17 protein-coding genes are annotated in these 17616 nt (G+C 51.8%); 15 read left to right on the forward strand and 2 right to left on the reverse strand.

Annotated elements, in window-relative coordinates; all coding sequences use genetic code 11:
• Positions 1-205: 205 nt before the first annotated feature.
• Complete coding sequence (locus Q4C79_RS06380; RefSeq protein WP_303090190.1) at positions 206-1513, reverse strand: replication-associated recombination protein A; 1308 nt, start codon at positions 1511-1513, stop codon at positions 206-208.
• Positions 1514-1797: 284 nt separating this feature from the next.
• Between Q4C79_RS06380 and Q4C79_RS06385 the strand changes: the two genes are divergently transcribed.
• From Q4C79_RS06385 to Q4C79_RS06415, 7 genes are all read left to right on the forward strand, one after another.
• Complete coding sequence (locus Q4C79_RS06385; RefSeq protein ID WP_303090191.1) at positions 1798-2403, forward strand: sugar O-acetyltransferase; 606 nt, start codon at positions 1798-1800, stop codon at positions 2401-2403.
• A 118-nt stretch (positions 2404-2521) separates the two neighbouring features.
• Positions 2522-2896, forward strand: coding sequence for a hypothetical protein (locus tag Q4C79_RS06390; protein ID WP_303090192.1), 375 nt, complete (start codon positions 2522-2524; stop codon positions 2894-2896).
• Between the two features lie 100 nt (positions 2897-2996).
• Complete coding sequence (thrC, locus tag Q4C79_RS06395; protein ID WP_303090193.1) at positions 2997-4406, forward strand: threonine synthase; 1410 nt, start codon at positions 2997-2999, stop codon at positions 4404-4406.
• A 103-nt stretch (positions 4407-4509) separates the two neighbouring features.
• Positions 4510-6261: a lipid A export permease/ATP-binding protein MsbA gene (msbA, locus tag Q4C79_RS06400; protein ID WP_303090194.1), complete on the forward strand. Its 1752-nt coding sequence runs from the start codon at positions 4510-4512 to the stop codon at positions 6259-6261.
• A gap of 86 nt (positions 6262-6347) precedes the next feature.
• Positions 6348-7124 carry a ferredoxin--NADP reductase gene (locus tag Q4C79_RS06405; protein WP_303090195.1) on the forward strand — a complete coding sequence of 259 codons (777 nt, stop codon included), beginning with the start codon at positions 6348-6350 and terminating at the stop codon, positions 7122-7124.
• A gap of 107 nt (positions 7125-7231) precedes the next feature.
• The gene (locus Q4C79_RS06410; RefSeq protein ID WP_303090196.1) at positions 7232-8137 is read left to right on the forward strand and encodes a lysine exporter LysO family protein; all 906 of its coding nucleotides are present in this window, start codon (positions 7232-7234) and stop codon (positions 8135-8137) included.
• 107 nt (positions 8138-8244) lie between these two features.
• Entirely contained in the window at positions 8245-9027 is a 783-nt protein-coding gene (locus tag Q4C79_RS06415; RefSeq protein ID WP_303090197.1) for a DeoR/GlpR family DNA-binding transcription regulator, read from the forward strand.
• An 85-nt stretch (positions 9028-9112) separates the two neighbouring features.
• Here Q4C79_RS06415 and Q4C79_RS06420 read toward each other — a convergent pair whose 3' ends face one another.
• Positions 9113-10531 carry a sodium:proton antiporter gene (locus Q4C79_RS06420; RefSeq protein ID WP_303090198.1) on the reverse strand — a complete coding sequence of 473 codons (1419 nt, stop codon included), beginning with the start codon at positions 10529-10531 and terminating at the stop codon, positions 9113-9115.
• Positions 10532-10997: 466 nt separating this feature from the next.
• Here Q4C79_RS06420 and ptsN point away from each other — a divergent pair, with 466 nt between their 5' ends.
• From ptsN to Q4C79_RS06460, 8 genes are all read left to right on the forward strand, one after another.
• Positions 10998-11447, forward strand: coding sequence for a PTS IIA-like nitrogen regulatory protein PtsN (gene ptsN / locus Q4C79_RS06425; RefSeq protein WP_303090199.1), 450 nt, complete (start codon positions 10998-11000; stop codon positions 11445-11447).
• A gap of 3 nt (positions 11448-11450) precedes the next feature.
• A complete protein-coding gene (hprK, locus tag Q4C79_RS06430) occupies positions 11451-12413 on the forward strand; it encodes an HPr(Ser) kinase/phosphatase (RefSeq protein ID WP_303090200.1) in 963 nt (320 codons plus the stop codon).
• Complete coding sequence (gene rapZ / locus Q4C79_RS06435; RefSeq protein ID WP_303090201.1) at positions 12394-13248, forward strand: RNase adapter RapZ; 855 nt, start codon at positions 12394-12396, stop codon at positions 13246-13248. Before hprK ends, rapZ begins: the two co-directional genes overlap by 20 nt.
• A gap of 24 nt (positions 13249-13272) precedes the next feature.
• Positions 13273-14208 carry a ribosome biogenesis GTPase YlqF gene (ylqF, locus tag Q4C79_RS06440; protein ID WP_303090202.1) on the forward strand — a complete coding sequence of 312 codons (936 nt, stop codon included), beginning with the start codon at positions 13273-13275 and terminating at the stop codon, positions 14206-14208.
• 153 nt (positions 14209-14361) lie between these two features.
• Entirely contained in the window at positions 14362-14934 is a 573-nt protein-coding gene (locus Q4C79_RS06445; RefSeq protein WP_303090203.1) for an N-acetyltransferase, read from the forward strand.
• 150 nt (positions 14935-15084) lie between these two features.
• On the forward strand, positions 15085-15435 hold the full coding sequence (locus Q4C79_RS06450; protein WP_303090204.1) for a hypothetical protein: 351 nt from the start codon (positions 15085-15087) through the stop codon (positions 15433-15435).
• Between the two features lie 52 nt (positions 15436-15487).
• The gene (locus Q4C79_RS06455) at positions 15488-16123 is read left to right on the forward strand and encodes an SMC-Scp complex subunit ScpB (RefSeq protein ID WP_303090205.1); all 636 of its coding nucleotides are present in this window, start codon (positions 15488-15490) and stop codon (positions 16121-16123) included.
• Between the two features lie 212 nt (positions 16124-16335).
• Entirely contained in the window at positions 16336-17349 is a 1014-nt protein-coding gene (locus Q4C79_RS06460; RefSeq protein WP_303090206.1) for a pseudouridine synthase, read from the forward strand.
• The last annotated feature ends 267 nt before the right edge of the window (positions 17350-17616 follow it).

Raw genomic sequence — 17616 nt, forward strand, 5'->3', positions numbered from 1 at the left:
ACTGCTTTATGGGCACCTCTTCGCATTTGTTGCACTTAGATTGTCAATTCAAGAGACAAAACACTGCCGTTGCGTCCATTGTCGATAGATCTTTAAGAATCGAAGAAAACGAATGATTGGTTTGCCCGCCTCTGTTGCGGGCAATTTTGTATGCTGCCGGCTGATGTTTCAAAAGGCCGGAATCCGATGCAGTTTGGGATTAAGCTTATTGCTCACCGGCCTCGTCATCCAACTGTTTGAGCCAGGCGAGTTTTTCACCGATTTTGATTTCGAGGCCGCGCGGCACGGGTTGGTAGAAATCCGGCTCGGCCAGGCCGTCGGGCATATAGCTTTCGCCTGCGGCATAGGCATGCGGCTCGTCGTGGGCGTAGCGGTATTCGCGGCCGTAGCCCAGCTCTTTCATCATTTTGGTGGGGGCGTTGCGCAGATGCACGGGCACTTCGTCGCTGGCATTGTTTTTCACGAAATCGCGCATTTGGTTGTAGGCCATATAGCCGGCGTTGGATTTGGCGGCGGCGGCCAGATAGAGCACGGCCTGCGCCAGCGCGAGTTCGCCTTCGGGAGAACCTAGCCGCTCGTAAGTGGCGGCGGCTTCGTTGGCCATCTGCATGGCGCGCGGGTCGGCCAGGCCGATGTCTTCCCAAGCCATGCGCACGATGCGGCGGGCGAGGTAGCGCGGGTCGGTGCCGCCGTCGAGCATACGGCAAAACCAATACAGCGCGGCGTTGGGGTGGGAGCCGCGCACGGATTTGTGCAGGGCGGAAATCTGGTTGTAAAAGCTCTCGCCGCCTTTGTCGAAGCGGCGGATTTGCGCGCCCAGGCTTTCGGCGAGAAACTCGGGGGTGAGTTCGTTCAGGCGGCGGGTGGCGGCTGCGCGCAGCAGTTGTTCCAACAGATTCAGCAGCCGGCGCGCGTCGCCGTCGGCGGTGTTGCACAACAGTTCGCGGGCTTCATCGTTTATGGCAAAGCCTTGGTAATCGGGCAGGGCGAGCACTTTATCGATCAGTTGCTGCAAATCCTGCGCCGAGAGCGGCTGCAACACATATACCTGCGCACGGCTCAACAGGGCGGGGTTGACTTCGAACGAAGGGTTTTCGGTGGTAGCGCCGATAAAGGTGAGCAGGCCGCTTTCCACATGGGGTAGAAACGCATCCTGCTGGGCTTTGTTGAAGCGGTGCACTTCGTCGACGAACAAAATTGTCGAGCGCCCCTGTTGCAGGGCGGTTTCGGCTTTCAGAATGGCTTCGCGGATGTCTTTCACGCCCGAAAACACGGCCGACACGGGCAGAAACTGGGCGTTGAAACTCTGCGCCAGAATCCGCGCCAGCGTGGTTTTGCCCACGCCCGGCGGCCCCCACAGCAGCATGGAATGCGGTTTGCCGCCTTCCACCGCCACCCGCAGCGGCTTACCTTCGCCGATTAAGTGCCGCTGGCCGATCACGTTATCGAGCGAGTGCGGGCGCAGGCGTTCGGCGAGCGGGGCATCGGGCTGGCGGGAGAAGAGGTCTGGCATGGCGGTTCTTTCTTTTTAAGACAGGTTTTTCAGACAGGCATCGGCATGTTAACCCCCCCTACATCGTTTGGAAAAACATTCGGATCAAGCTTGGGGAGGCTGATGGGCTGGCGTTTAAATTTTGACAGACTGCTACATTTTCAAGCATATGTTTTCAGACAGGCATGTTGAAAACGGTTAGAGGGATTATAGCGCGTATCGATGTACCGGCGGTATGCCGTACAAATGATGCCGACGATGCCGCGATGTTGTACAATGTTTCCTTTTTGTAAACGGGATGGGCGATGTTGGGTGATCGTGAAAAAATGCTGGCCGGTTTGCCGCACAAACCGATGGATGCAGAGCTAACGGAAGAGCGTGACCGTGCGAAAGAACTGCTGCATGACTACAACGTTATGACGCGCCCGGGCGATATGGCGGCGCGCGACCGTATTATCCGCGAACTGTTGGGCAAGGCGGGCAAGGATGTCTTCATTACCCAGCCGTTTTATTGCGATTACGGCACTTATATCGAGGTTGGCGATTATTTTTACACCAATTTCAACTGCACCATTCTGGATGCGGGGGGCGTGAAAATCGGCAATAATGTCTTGCTGGCGCCCAATGTCGGCTTGTATACCGTCGGCCACCCGCTGGATGCCGGTTTGCGCAACCAGGCTTGGGAAGATGCCAAACCGATTACCATCGGCAACAACGTATGGATCGGTGCGCACAGCATCATACTGGGTGGGGTAAGCATAGGCGACGATTGCGTGATTGCGGCGGGCAGCTTGGTGACCAAAGATATTGCGGCCGGCTCGCTGGCGATGGGTTCGCCTTGCAAAGTAGTGCGCAGTATTACGGAGGCGGACCGCGAACAATATTTGGCGCGGATATGCGATGCCGGATAAAGCCGGCGGTTGCGTGTTTTTGTATATTCTTTAGGCTTTACGGCAAGGTGCGGCGGTAGCGAAGCAGAAGATATCCGCTGTTTTTTAATGTATATTTAACCCGGATTAGGGGGAATTCATGAAACGTATTTTGGCAACTTTATCTCTTTCTTTGTTTTTGGGCGCTTGCGCTTCCGGCAGCGGCACCGATGTGTTCGGCGGCAACAGCGGCGGTGGTTTGGGCGTGAATTCAATGGTGAAAATGGCGGTGGACAACCAATGCCGCACCGAGTTGGCCAATCGCAACGAATGGCGCGTGATCGCTTTGGCAATGACGGCGGAAAAACAGCGCGAATGGGAAGATAAAATCTGCGGCTGTGCCAGCGAAGAGGCAATGCAGCAGATTACCGCCAACGATATGATGCAGATGGTCAATACGTCCACCCGCAATCAGGCGGTGGCCGGTATTACTGCCAGAACGGTTACTGCTTGCGTGAAACGTTTATACCGCTAAAAAAAATTTTCAGACAGGCATATTTAAAGATAGCAGAATGCCTGTCTGAAACCATTATCACTTTATTGATCAACCGCTTTAATTAATCGGAAACGGTTTTATGAAATACATCAGCACCCGCGGCCAAACCGCACGCAAACAGTTCAGCGAAGTTCTTCTGATGGGCCTGGCGCCCGACGGCGGCCTGATGCTGCCGGAATCCTATCCGGAAATCGGCCCGGCCATTTTGCACGAATGGCGCGGCTTGAGCTATCCGGATCTGGCATTTTCCATCATGAGCCTGTTTGCCACCGATATTCCGCCGGCGGATTTGCGCGATATTATCGACCGTACTTACAATGCCGAAATTTTCGGCAGCGACGAGATTACGCCGGTACGCACCTTACGCGACGGCATCCGTATCCAAGCTTTGTCCAACGGCCCGACGCTGGCGTTTAAAGACATCGCCATGCAGTTTCTCGGCAATGCGTTCGAATATGTATTGGCCAAAGAAGGCAAGTCGCTGAATATTTTGGGCGCCACCAGCGGCGATACCGGCTCGGCGGCGGAATACGCATTGCGCGGCAAGGACGGCGTGAATGTGTTCATGATGTCGCCGGAAGGCAAAATGAGCGCTTTCCAGCGCGCGCAGATGTACAGCCTGCAAGACGAAAACATTCATAATATCGCCATTGAAGGAATGTTCGACGATTGCCAGGATATCGTGAAAGCCTTGCAGAACGATGCGCACTTTAAAGAAGAATACCGCATCAGCACGGTTAACTCGATTAACTGGGGCCGCGTGTTGGCGCAAATCGTGTATTACTTCTACGGTTATTTCCGCGCCACCACCAGCAACGAACAAAAAGTGAGCTTCTGCGTACCCAGCGGCAATTTCGGTAATGTTTGCGCCGGCCACATCGCCCGCCAAATGGGCTTGCCGATTCACCGTCTGATTGTGGCGACCAATGAAAACGACGTGCTCGACCAGTTTTTCAAAACCGGCGAATACCGCCCGCGCAACGCCTCGCATACTTATGTTACCTCCAGCCCGTCGATGGATATTTCCAAAGCCTCCAACTTCGAACGTTTCATCTTTGATCTGATGGAGCGTGATGCCGACGAGGTGCAAACCTTGTGGGCGGAAGTCGGCGTCGGCAAAGGCTTTGATTTGGGTTTTATGCTCGATACCATTCATGAAAAATACGGCTTCGTTTCCGGCAAGAGCCTGCACCGGAACCGTTTGGAAGTTATCCGCCAGGTGTACAAGGAAGAGGGCGAATTACTCGATCCGCATACCGCCGACGGCGTGAAGGTGGCGCGAGAGTTGCGCGAAGCGGGCGAAACCATTATTTGCTTGGAAACCGCGCTGCCGGCCAAGTTTGCCGAAACGATTGCCGAAGCCGTCGGCGAAGTGGAGATTCCGCGCCCGGCCAAGCTGGCGAGCTTGGAAGATTTGCCGCAGCGGGTAACGGTGATGCCGGCCAATGCCGAAGCGGTGAAACAACTGATTCGCGACACGCTGGCCTGATAAAAGTTGTTCATACCGGCTCATGCCTGTCTGAAAACCGCCCGCATTGTTGCTCCGGCGGTTTTCACCTACAATCCCGCTTTCATCGAATAAGAGAATTTTTATGCAACGCCAGCCCGAAACTTCGGCGTGGGAGCTTTACCGGCGCCTGGCCATTTACCTGAAAGGTTATTGGAAAGTCTTTTCCGCCGCCGTATTGGCCATGCTGGTGGTAGCGGCAACGGCGCCGTTGTTCGCCTATCTGATCAAGCCTTTGATTAACGAGGGCTTCGTCGAGAAAAATATGGAAAAAATGACCTGGCTGCCTTTGGCGATTGTCGGGTTGTTTTTGGTGCGCGGCTTATTCAATTTTATCAACGAATACGCCACCAGCTATTTGGCCAGCCATTTGGTCAAGCGTATGCGCGACGAAATGTTTGCCAAGCTGTTGCGGCTGCCGACCGGTTATTTCGGCGAACACGCCAGCGGGCGCGTGATGTCGCGTATTCTGAACGATGCCAACCAGATTGCCGATGCCGGCTTTGGCGTGATTACCGTGTTGGCTAAAGACGGCGTGAGCGTAATCGGCTTGCTCGGTTTGCTGCTGTACCTTGATTGGCACCTGACCCTGATTACGTTTGTGACCCTGCCGGTGGTCGGTTTGTGCGTACGCATCGTCAGCAAGCGGTTGCGCGGCCTGTCGCGCCAGAACCAGCAGCAAATGGGCATGATGACCGAAGTGCTGAACGAAACCATAGACGGCTCGCGGGTAGTGAAAATCTACGGCGGCCAGCAGCGCGAAAGCGCCCGTTTCGATCACGCCGCCGACGGCGTGCAGCGCAATCTGGTGAAACAAACCGCTGCCGGTTCGGCCAGCAGTGCGATTACCCAGCTGATGATTGCGATTGCGCTCGCTTTAATTCTTTATTTTGCCGCACGCCAAGCCAGCAGCGCCGATTTCAGCGCCGGTGATTTTATGTCGTTTTTATCGGCGATGCTGATGATGTTCGACCCGATTAAGCGGATGACCGGTATCATGCAATCGTTGCAGCGCGGTTTGGCCGCGGCCGAGAGCGTGTTCGGTTTCCTTGACGAACCCGACGAAGTAGACGGCGGTACGATGGATTTGAGCCGGGTGGAAGGCGATATCCGTTTTGAAAACGTGGTGTTCCGCTATCCGAATGCCGAAAGGGACAGCCTCAAGGGCGTGGACTTAACCGTGCCGCACGGCAAGGTGGTGGCTTTGGTTGGCGCATCCGGTTGCGGTAAAACGACCTTGGTTAATCTGTTACCGCGCTTTTTCAATCCGACCGAAGGAGCGGTGAAAATCGGCGGTACCGACATCCGCGAATACAGCTTGAAAAGCCTGCGCTCGCAAATGGCGCTGGTCAGCCAAGACGTGGTGCTGTTTAATGATACGGTGGCCAATAATATTGCCTATGGCCAGTTGAGCCGGGTGAGCAGCGAAGCGGAGATCATACAGGCGGCTAAGGCAGCCAATGCTTGGGCATTTATTCAGGCGATGCCGCAAGGCTTGCAAACCGAAATCGGCGAAAACGGCGTGAAGCTCTCCGGTGGCCAGCGCCAGCGCTTGGCGATTGCGCGCGCTTTGCTGAAAAATGCGCCGATTCTGATTTTGGACGAGGCCACCAGCGCGCTGGACAACGAATCCGAGCGCTTGGTGCAGGCGGCTTTGGAAAAGTTGATGCAGGACAGAACCACCATTGTGATTGCACACCGCCTCTCCACTGTCGAGAATGCCGACAATATCGTGGTGATGCACGAGGGCCGTATCGTCGAGCAGGGCAGCCACCACGAATTGCTGGCCAAAGGAGGCCGCTATGCCGATTTGCACAGCTTGCAGTTTCAAGAATAAGATTTCCGATTTTTCAGACAGGCATATATAACGGAATGCCTGTCTGAAAACCTGTTTAAAAAATTGATCATGATTGAAAGATAAAAATGGCAGCATTTAACGTACAGAAAGTTTTATCCGTCCACCACTGGACCGATGCCTATTTCACCTTTACCTGCACCCGCGACGATTCGTTGCGTTTCGAAAACGGCCAATTCGTGATGGTCGGCCTTATGGTGGATGGCAAACCGCTGATGCGTGCCTACAGCGTGGCCAGCGCCAACTGGGAAGAGCATCTCGAATTTTTCAGCATCAAAGTGCAGGACGGCCCGCTGACCAGCCGTTTGCAACACCTGAAAGTAGGGGATGAGGTATTGGTGAGTAAAAAGCCCACCGGCACCTTGATTTGCGGCGACCTGAATCCCGGAAAAAACCTGTATCTGCTCTCCACCGGCACCGGTATCGCACCGTTCTTGAGCATCACCAAAGATCCGGAAGTGTACGATCAATTTGAAAAAGTAATTTTAGTGCACGGCGTGCGTTATGAAACAGACTTGGCTTATTACGACCGTTTCACCAAAGAGCTGCCGGAACATGAATATCTGGGCGAATTGGTCAAAGAAAAACTGATTTACTATCCCGTGGTGTCGCGCGAAGAATATCCGCACCGCGGCCACATCACCGATTTAATGTTGAGCGGCAAAATGTTCCAGGACATCGGCTTGCCGATGATGAATCCGGAACACGACCGCGCCATGTTGTGCGGCAGCCCGGCGATGCTCAAAGACGTGAGCGGAGTGCTCAACGGCTTTGGTTTGAAAGTGTCGCCGAAAATGGGCCAGCGCGGCGATTATCTGATCGAGCGTGCATTTGTCGACCAATAACCGTTTGGAGGAAGTCCGGCGGCCGGCGCATTAAGGCGCGCAGGCTGTCGAACCCTGCCGTAGGCCGCTGTTGCGGCTTTTGCCATATTTGCCGCTAAGAAAGATTTATGGACAGCCTGATTACCCTGATTTCGATTCTCACGCCTCTGTTTATCGGCTTCTTTATCCGTGTGCCGAAACACATTTTACGGTTGGTAGACAAAGGCTTGAACGCTTTGGTTTATATCATTCTCGGCCTGATCGGTATTTCGCTGGCGCAGGTGGACAATATCGGTCGCGAAATCGGTTTTATCGCAGGGGCGGGGGCTTTGCTTTTTGCTTGCGTTATCGGCATGAATCTCTTGATCTTGATGCTGTTTGACCGCAAACGGCCCTGGCAGAACGATTTGCAGGGGAGCGGCCGCAAGGCGCGCGTCAGCATTAGCGGCAGTTTGAAGCAGATCGCTTGCGTGCTGGCCGGTTTTGTATTGGGGCGGGCGTTAAAAGAGAGCTGGCTGCCGCCGGAATCGGCCAATACTTATGCGCTGATGCTGTTGGTATTATTGGTGGGCATACAGTTGGGCAGCAGCGGCATTACTTTGCGCAAAGTGCTGATTAACCGGCGCGGTGTGGAAACCTTTGTGCTGATTACCGTGTCCGGCTTAATCGGCGGCGCATTGTTTGCATTGTTGATGCCGGGGGTGAAACTGAGCCAAGGATTGGCGCTGGCATCAGGCTTCGGCTGGTATTCGCTCTCCGGTATCGTGATGACCGGCGCTTACGGCCCGGTATGGGGCAGTGTGGCGTTGGTGAACGATTTGGCGCGTGAGTTTTTCGCCTTAATGTTTATTCCGCTGCTGATGCGCCGTTATCCCAGCGCAGCGGTCGGTGTCGGCGGTGCAACCAGTTTGGACTTTACCTTGCCGGTAATACAAAGTTCCGGCGGCTTGGCGGTGGTACCGCTGGCCATCAGCTTCGGCTTTGTGATTAATGTCTCCGCCCCGTTTTTAATGGTGTTTTTTTCCAGTTTTTAAACGGTCGGAAAGTAGGATGGCGGCTGTGTTATCATGTAAAGAATATCTCCGTTGAAACAGATGTTTTCGAAAGATTTTTATAAACCGATATTATTGAAACCAACCTGATGGCTCCGAAAATCAAACGACACGAACGCATTATTGCATTGGTACGCGAAAACGGCTTTATGCCGATCGAAGAGTTGGCGCGCCAGCTGGATGTAACCCCGCAAACCGTGCGCCGCGACATCAATCTTTTGTGCGAAGAGCACCTGCTGCGCCGTTACCACGGTGGGGCGGCTTTGGGCGAAGCGCTGGAAACCGAAGATTTCATGTTGCAAAAAAACAAGTTGCAAATCGAAAAAGCGCACATCGCTGATGCGATTGCCGCGCATATTCCCGATAGAGCCACTCTGTTTTTAAGCATAGGCACCACTATCGAAGCGGTGGCCAATGCACTGGTGAAACAACGCAACGGGCTTAGCGTGGTGACCAACAATATCCATGTGGCCTCGATTTTGTCGGCGCGCAGCGATTATACCGTGATGATTACTTCCGGCGTGGTGCGTCCGGTCGACGGCGGCATCACCGGCGTGGCCACGGTGGATTTCATCAACCAATTCAAAGTCGATTACGCCGTGCTGAGCGCTTCGGGTATCGAAGAAGACGGTACGCTGTTCGATTTCGATTACAAAGAGGTGAGCGTGATGCAGGCGATGATGCACAATGCGCGTACCCGCTATCTGGCTGCCGACAGCAGCAAGTTCGGCCGGCCGGCACTGGTGCGCATGGGTGATATTACCGAGTTTGATGCTTTGTTTACCGACAGTCCGATAGATGATGTGCTGGCCAAAAAGCTGGAGGATGCCGGGGTGGAGTGCGTGTTCGCCAGTCGTGAACTGGAGGGATAAAACATTTCGGAACGGGTAACCGTGAGCCGGATTAAAAATGCCTGTCTGAAAACTTTTCAGACAGGCATTTGTTTGGTTTAAATCATCAGAACCATTGCCAGATAAAGAAAATAAAAGTATGTAATACAAACAACGGGCCCAAAATACCGAACGACCAGAGCATGTAACCGAAGAAGCTCGGCATCGCTACTTTACGCTGCTCGGCAATCGACTTCACCATAAAGTTCGGTGCATTACCGATATAGCTGAGTGCCCCCATAAATACCGAACCCATGGAGATAGCCAACAGGGTATGGAAAAGCGGGCCGCTCATCAGGGATTGTGCGTCGCCACCAGCCATGTTGAAGAACACGAGGTAGGTTGGGGCGTTGTCGAGGAAGGCCGACAGGATACCCGTCATCCAGAAATAACGTGCATTAATCGGATCTCCGGCAGTATCGTGCACCAGAGAAATCAGGGGGGCAAAATGCCCGGCTTCACCGGCACGCAGGATGGCCAGTACGGGAGCAATGGTGATAAAAATACCGAGAAACAGCTTGCCGACCTCCAATATCGGATCCCAGTTAAATTCGTTGCCGGCACGTACCTGTTGCGGAGTCATTTTTAGTGAAACAATGGTTAGTCCGAGCAAAATCAGGTCGCGGGTAAGGTTTTGCAATTCATAAGGCGTACCATAAATATCGAAGGAAACACCGGGTTTCCACAGACCGGACATCAACACCGCACCAACCACGCAGACCAATAATAGAAAATTGAATTTTCCATGGATTTGAGTAGGGCTGTCGGGAGTAGGGTCAAGCGGTTCCAGCTCGTCTTCCTTGCTGTAAAAATAGCAGTCGAGGAAGTAAAACAATACCAACAGAATCACGCTGCTGATCAATACGGGCGGCAACATATGTTTTACCGTCCACATAAAGTCCACGCCCTTCAAGAAACCGAGGAACAGCGGCGGATCGCCCAGGGGCGTGAGGCCGCCGCCGATGTTGGCCACCAGAAAGATGAAGAAAATCACTACATGTACCCGGTGCTTGCGGTTATCGTTAGCACGCAAAAGCGGGCGGATTAACAGCATGGCCGCACCGGTCGTACCCATAATCGAGGCCAGTACCGTACCGATGGCCAGAATGGCGGTATTGGTTTTCGGGCTGCCGTGCAAGTTGCCGGAAAGTAGAATACCACCGGAAATGGTATAAAGTGCCAATAGCAAGATAATAAACGGGATATATTCGCCTACTAAGGCATGAACAACGGTACTTAATCCCGCGCTAAAACCAAATGTTGCGATAAAAGGCAATAAAAACAACAGCGTCCAGAAGGCGGTGATTTTTCCGAAATGATGATGCCATACATGCGGTAAAAACAGTGGAAATGTGGCGATAGAGAGCAGAATGGCGGCAAATGGCAGGCCCCATAAAAGGCTCATTTCCGCACCGTTCAATTCGGCGGAAAAAGCCAAACCGGGCATCAAACACAATAAAGGCAATACAAGAGAAGACAGTCGCATTCGGGTATCCTTGTAGTGGGTGCAGCTTCCAAAAAGCAGAGAAAAGCGGCATCGGTTATTGTTGTAAGTGGGCGGTACATAAATCTATCAAGATAGTACCGTTACAGACAGAATCGGCGGCGTGATAAAGAAAAAGATAAGGTTTTTCTACAGCGACCCGCCTGCCGGGTTGACTGATTGTAGCGGAAAAGCGGGGGGGAAACTAGAAAACCGGCTGATTTTATTGCCTAGATGATGTTTCGTGCGGAGAGGTTTTTAGTTCAAATTCTATTTAATATTAAATAAAACAATATATTATTTTTTATTTTTTCAGACAGGCATGATAGGAGGAGGACGCTTTAATCAAGCCGGATCAATGTAAATTCAAACGTAAAGATTGAGATTCCGATAAACAGTCGGTAAAATCCCGACCTGTATCTTGTTTGGCATCTTGCCCCAAACCAGCTTGATTTTATAGAGAGAATCCATGAGTCTGATTGGCGATATCCTCCCTTTATCCCATATAGTCCTTGATTTGGAGGTCAGCAGTAAGAAGCGCCTGTTTGAACAGGCCGGATTGTTGTTGGAAAACGAAGCCGGCTTAGCGCGAGCCGATGTGTTTGATTGCCTGTTTGCCCGTGAAAAACTCGGTACGACCGGTTTAGGACAGGGAGTAGCGATTCCGCACGGGCGCCATGCTTCGGTGAAAAAAGCCATCGGCGCTTTTATCCGTACTCTGGAACCGGTAGCCTTTGATGCGCCGGATGGCAAGCCTGTGTCTTTGGTGTTTGTGCTGTTGGTACCGGAAAATGCTACCGGCGAGCATCTGGAAGTCCTTTCAAAATTAGCCGGCAAATTTTCCGTTAAATCCGTTCGTGAAGCTTTATTGGCGGCACAGACGGCCGAAGAAGCCCACCGTATCTTGGTTGAAGAATAATTTATGCCCAGTATTTCCGTCCGCCGTCTCTATCAAGACAACCAGCACAAGCTGCAATTGGCTTGGTCGGCAGGAACGGCGGGTGCCGATAACCGTATCGGAGTGGAAGCCGACAAGCCCGTGCTGGCGCTTGTCGGCCATTTGAATTTTATCCATCCTAATCAGGTACAGGTGTTGGGCGTAGCGGAAGTCGAATATTTCAAACGGTTGGAAGCCGGAGAAAGCGATTTCATCTTCGGCCGCAATATCGAATTGCAAACTTCATTGGTAATCGTTGCCAACGGTCTGCCGGTTCCGCCGATGCTGCGCGATTATTGTCATACCAGCAATATCCCCTTGTTGACCTCTAAGCTGGAAAGCCCGCATCTGATGGATGTTTTGCGCATTTATCTACAGCGGGCGCTCGCAGTGTCGGTGGTTAAGCACGGTGTATTTCTGGATGTTTTTGAAGTAGGCGTATTGATTACCGGCCATTCGGGTTTGGGTAAGAGCGAGTTGGCGTTGGAGTTGATCTCGCGTGGCCACAGCCTGGTGGCCGATGATGCGGTGGAATTGCACCGTACTGGGCCTGAAACGCTTGAAGGCCGTTGCCCGGCCATGCTGCGTGATTTTTTGGAGGTGCGCGGGCTGGGTATTTTGAATATCCGTCATATCTTTGGCGAAACCTCCATTCGCCCGAAAAAAAATCTACAATTAATTATTAATTTGGTGCCGGCCGATGATGAATATATGAAACAAATCGACCGCTTGAGTATACGTACCGAAACCGAATCCATTCTTAATGTCAATATCCGTTCGGTCATGTTGCCGGTGGCGGTGGGCCGTAACTTGGCGGTATTGGTGGAGGCGGCGGTACGCAATTTCATCTTGCAGCTGCGCGGCAAAGACAGTACCAAAGAATTTTTGGAACGGCACCAAACCATGTTGAAGGAAGACGAACTCAACCATGAAGATAGTATTGATTAGCGGCTTGTCCGGTTCAGGCAAGTCGGTTGCACTCAAACTTTTGGAAGATTTAGGTTATTACTGTGTAGACAATATGCCGCTGGAGATGTTGCCGGAATTGGTAACGTTTCATTTGGAGCGTGGTGGTGAAGAACATCTGGGTATCAGTGTCGATATCCGTTCCAGCATCAGCTTGCAGCAGACTAAGAGCCAGATTGAACTGTTGCGCGGCTTGGGTCATGAAGTTGATTTATTGTTTTTAGAAGCAGCAGAAGATGTATTGATGCGGCGTTTTTCCGAAACGCGCAGAAGCCATCCCTTGGCAGGCAAACGACTGACTTTGCTCGAAAGTTTGCGGCAAGAGCGCGACTGGTTGTTTCCGTTGCGTGATTTGGCTTATTGCATCGATACATCCAAGATGAATGCCCAGCAATTGCGTTACAGCGTATTGCAATGGTTAGATGTTCATAATGAGGGCATGCTGGTCATTATCGAGTCGTTCGGTTTTAAATACGGAGTGCCGACGAATGTCGACTTCGTATTCGATATGCGCAGCCTGCCCAATCCTTATTACGATCCCGAATTAAGACCGTTCAACGGTATGGATAAGCCGATTCAGGAATATCTTGACCAGCAGCCTTTGGCACAAGAGTTATTGGACGATATCGAACATTTTATGAGCCGCTGGCTGCCGCGTATGGAAGTAGAAAGCCGCAGTTACGTTACCATAGGCTTGGGCTGTACCGGCGGGCAGCACCGCTCTGTTTATATGACCGAGCGTTTGGCCGAACGCTTGCGCGGCAAATACCATGTATTGATCCGCCACCGCCAGTTGGCGAAATTGGCCGAACGTTGATAGACCGGACGAAAGAATCAGATTATGGCCATTCAATGGTATCCCGGGCACATGCACAAGGCGAAGAAAGCCATTGTCGAGCGCCTCAAGTCGGTGGATATGGTGATTGAAGTGCTGGATGCCCGCCTGCCGGCTTCCAGTGAAAATCCGCTGTTGGCCAAATTATCGGTTGGCAAACCCAAATTGAAGATTTTGAATAAGCAGGATTTGGCCGATCCGGATCGTACCGAAGCTTGGATGGCTCATCTTCAAGAGCGCCCCGATACGTTGGCGATTGCGCTGGATGCCTCTGATACGGGAGCTGCCCAGAAAATCGTCCGTGCCTGCCGAAGTTTGTTGCCGAACCGACAGGGAATCGATAAACCTTTGCGTGTTCTGATTTGCGGTATTCCCAATGTCGGAAAATCCACGCTGATTAACGGTATGCTCGGTAAAAAATCGGCCAAAACCGGTAATGAGCCGGGTATTACCAAAGCAGAGCAACGGCTGTTTCTAGCGGATGATTTCTGGCTTTACGATACGCCGGGGATGTTGTGGCCTAAAATCATCGTGGAAGAATCCGGCTATAATCTGGCCGCCAGCGGTGCAGTCGGCCGTAATGCTTTGGATGAAGAAGTGGTTGCTTTGGAACTGCTTGATTATTTGCGCCGCCATTACCTTCAGGAATTACAAATCCGTTATCAGGCGGATAAAGACGCCAGCAGCCATTGGCGTGACGAAGAATGGTTGGAGTGGATAGGCAAAAAACGCGGTGCGCTGTTACCGGGCGGCCGCATCAATTATCAGAAAGCCGCCGAAGTGGCGCTTACCGACTTTCGCGACGGCCAAATCGGCCGGATCACGCTGGAAACGCCTAATCAATGGGCGATTTGGTTAAAGAAGGCGCAACAGAACGAAGCGGCACTCAAAGCTGCCCGCGAGGCGAGAAAAGCAGAACGCAAAGGTGGGGGTAGATCCTAACCGTTTATCTAAATAAATAGCATAATATTGTGAAAAGTGTATGTTTTTGGTTGGTAAAGGCAATAATGCCTGTCTGAAATATATTTGTTCAGGCATAATATGATTTTACATTGGTAAGAATTTACCGCATGAGAATACCGAGGAGAATATGTCATGAAAAACAACCTCTTGTTGCGTGTGGCAGATGAGGATGATGTGGATGATATCGCCGACTTGCTCAATACCTGCTACCGCGGTGAGGGAGGTTGGACCAACGAAGCCAATATCATCAGTGGCCAGCGCATCAGCCGCGATGATGTTGCGGCCATGATTGAGGGCAAAAAACATTATTTCTTTGCCTTCGACAATTTCGGCCAAGTACCCGAAGCCGGCAGTCTGCTCGGCTGTATTGTGGTGGAATTGGATCTGCAGGGGCAGCAATCACAAGAAGACGAAGAACATTCCGCTTGTGTTGAGATGGTGGCCGTGCACCCCGCCGTCCAAAAGCAAGGTATAGGCGGCGAAATGCTGGGCGCAGTGGAAAATTTTGCCGTACAGCATTTGAAGCAGGGCTGGATGCGGATGAGTGTGGTCGATAAGCGCCCCGAATTGGTGGCTTATTACCAGCGCCGCGGTTACGAGTTGACCGGTACTTCGCGCCCTTTCCCGGATGAGGGCCATTGGGGTATGCCTTTGGAAAAAGATTTGCAATTATTGGATTTACACAAACGCCTGTCTGAAAAATAAATCAGATAAGCCGTGATACTTCTTTTTTCAGACAGGCATTTAATGCCTGTCTGAAAATATTTGGAATAGGTACATCGTGATGATTGCGAGCAGATAATCTTTGATTGTTTGTTCCTGCTGTTTTGGTTACTCCAAGTGAGGGTAAACAACATGAAAACCATTTTGGCAACGGTTTTGGCTATTGGTCTGCTCACTGCCTGCACTTTGGCCGGACAGCGTGAGGACGCTAGGATACGGGTTTATAAACCCGACGGTTCCCGCCAATGCGAAGAAGGCAGCGGTATCGGCGCGCAAGCCATGAAACAAGAGTTGCACGGTATACGCGTATATGCCGCTGAAAAACAGATGTTGTACGGTGTGATGTTTCCCACTGTGTGCGGCGGCCAAACCGGGAACATCAATGTGTATACCATTGCGGCCAAAGATCAGGCAGAAGCGCAAAAACGCGGTTTTGCCGTGTTGCCGGAATCCAAGCATAAAACCGGATTTTCTATTGATTAAGTTTTCAGACAGGCATGGAGGGTTTCTATGCCTGTCTGAAAAATAATAAAACATGACCGAAAAACTTTCCCCAGATGCGTTGATAGAAGCAGCGCTGCTCACCCAAACCGAACCGTTGAGCGAAAAAGAGATGCGTCAGTTGTGCGAGCCGCCATTGTCGTCGGATAAATTAATCGATGTACTGGCCAATCTCAAAGCACGCTGGCATAACCGTGCGCTGCAATTGGTGCATACTCATGAAGGTTGGCGTTTTCAGATTGCCCAATCCGCTTTCGAGCGCTTGGGCAGCCTGCAGGAGCAGCGCACCCCGCGCTATTCGCGTGCAGTGATGGAAACACTGGCGATTATCGCCTATCAGCAGCCGGTTACCCGCGGCGACATCGAAGGTATACGCGGAGTAACCGTATCGCAAAATGTGATGCAGACGCTGCAAGACAGAGGTTGGATTGAAATTATCGGCCACCGTGATTCAGTGGGCCGTCCTGCTTTGTGGGCGACTACCGATGTATTTTTGAGCGATTTGCAACTGGAGAGCTTGGAAGAATTGCCGCCGCTAACCGCCTTGGGCGAGTTGGTGCTGCCGGATGTAATCGAACCGGCCGACAGCGGCAACGAAGAGTCCTCGGAAACGTCTGAACAGGAGCCTGAAAAGCTAACAGGCGAAGATACTGATATCCGTTTGAATTGATTTTCAGGAAGCCTGAAATACAATATCGGCGGTTTTGAAAACTTTTTAGCAACCCGACCTGCCGCAGAAGAACCGTTTTATAGTGGCTCAATTTCGGAATAGTACAGCTACCGTACTGTCTGTACTCTCTTCGGCTCGGCACCTTGTCCTATTGTCCTATTCTGAATCTAAGCCACTATATTTTTCGCTAAAACGCGTTAGGAGACTCCAAAATGCCTAAGAAAACCTTAAGTAAGCGCGAATTTCGCGATGGCGTGAGCAAAAAAAGCCCGCGTAAAACTGTTGAAAAGGGTAGCAGCCTGAAAGCAAAGCGTACTCGTGAGGACACAGGTTTGCAGGAGGATAAAACCGTTGCGCCGAAAACGCAGGCCGCGCGTGCTAAAAAACTGGTGGTGCGCAACCCCAACCAAAAAATCATGGAACGTGCCCGCGATTTGAAAGAAAAACGTGCCGATTTGGATAACTTCGAGCCGGTGCGTTTGCAAAAAGCGCTGGCCGCATCGGGCGTGGGTTCGCGCCGCGAGATGGAGGAATGGATTACCCAAGGTTTGGTAACGGTAAACGGCAAAACTGCGCAATTGGGCGACAAAGTATTGCCCGATGATCAGGTGTTGGTGAAAGGCAGCGTGATCAAGCTCAAATGGCCGGATCGCTTGCCGCGGATTATTTTGTATTACAAACAGGAAGGCGAAATCGTATCGCGCGACGACCCGCAAGGGCGCGTGAGTATTTTCGACCGCCTGCCGCAGGCCGCCAGCAGCCGTTGGGTGGCCATCGGCCGCTTGGACATCAATACCAGCGGCCTATTGATTCTCACTACTTCGGGCGAACTGGTAAACCGCTTTGCCCACCCAAGCTTTGAAGTGGAGCGCGAATACGCCGTGCGCGTGCTCGGCGAATTAACGGCCGAACAAATGAAAACGCTTACCGAAGAGGGCGTGATGCTGGAAGACGGCTTGGCGAAGGCTGAGCGTATTTACGAGCAGGGCGGCGAAGGGGCGAACAAATGGTATAACGTGGTGATTAAAGAAGGCCGCAACCGTGAAGTGCGCCGCATTTTCGAACATTTCGGACTAACCGTCAGCCGCTTGGTGCGCGTGGGCTTCGGCCCCATCGGCCTGCCTAACCGCCTCAAGCGCGGCCAGTTTTACGAGCTGAACCCCGCCGAAGTGGCCAATATCATGAAATGGGCGGATATGCCGCTGCCGGGCAGCCGGCGTCGTTAAGAAATTTATTCAGAACCATTGGTTTGTGATGCCTGTCTGAAAAGACCGTATGGTTTTTTCAGACAGGCATTGTTTTTATCAATATGTTTTATGGCACCTAAATAACCGTTGATGCAATATTTCTATGCGCTGGGGATAGGGTTTTATTGTGCTTAGCCAAATGTAGTTAATATATAAAAAACTATCTTTTGGATAGTGAAATGTGTGATTTTCCATATAATCAACCATGCTTCTTATCTGATAAGTTTGCAAATTCTAATTTTTAAA

The sequence above is a fragment of the Neisseria sp. genome (assembly GCF_030523955.1).
In the GTDB taxonomy this organism is placed as follows: domain Bacteria; phylum Pseudomonadota; class Gammaproteobacteria; order Burkholderiales; family Neisseriaceae; genus Neisseria.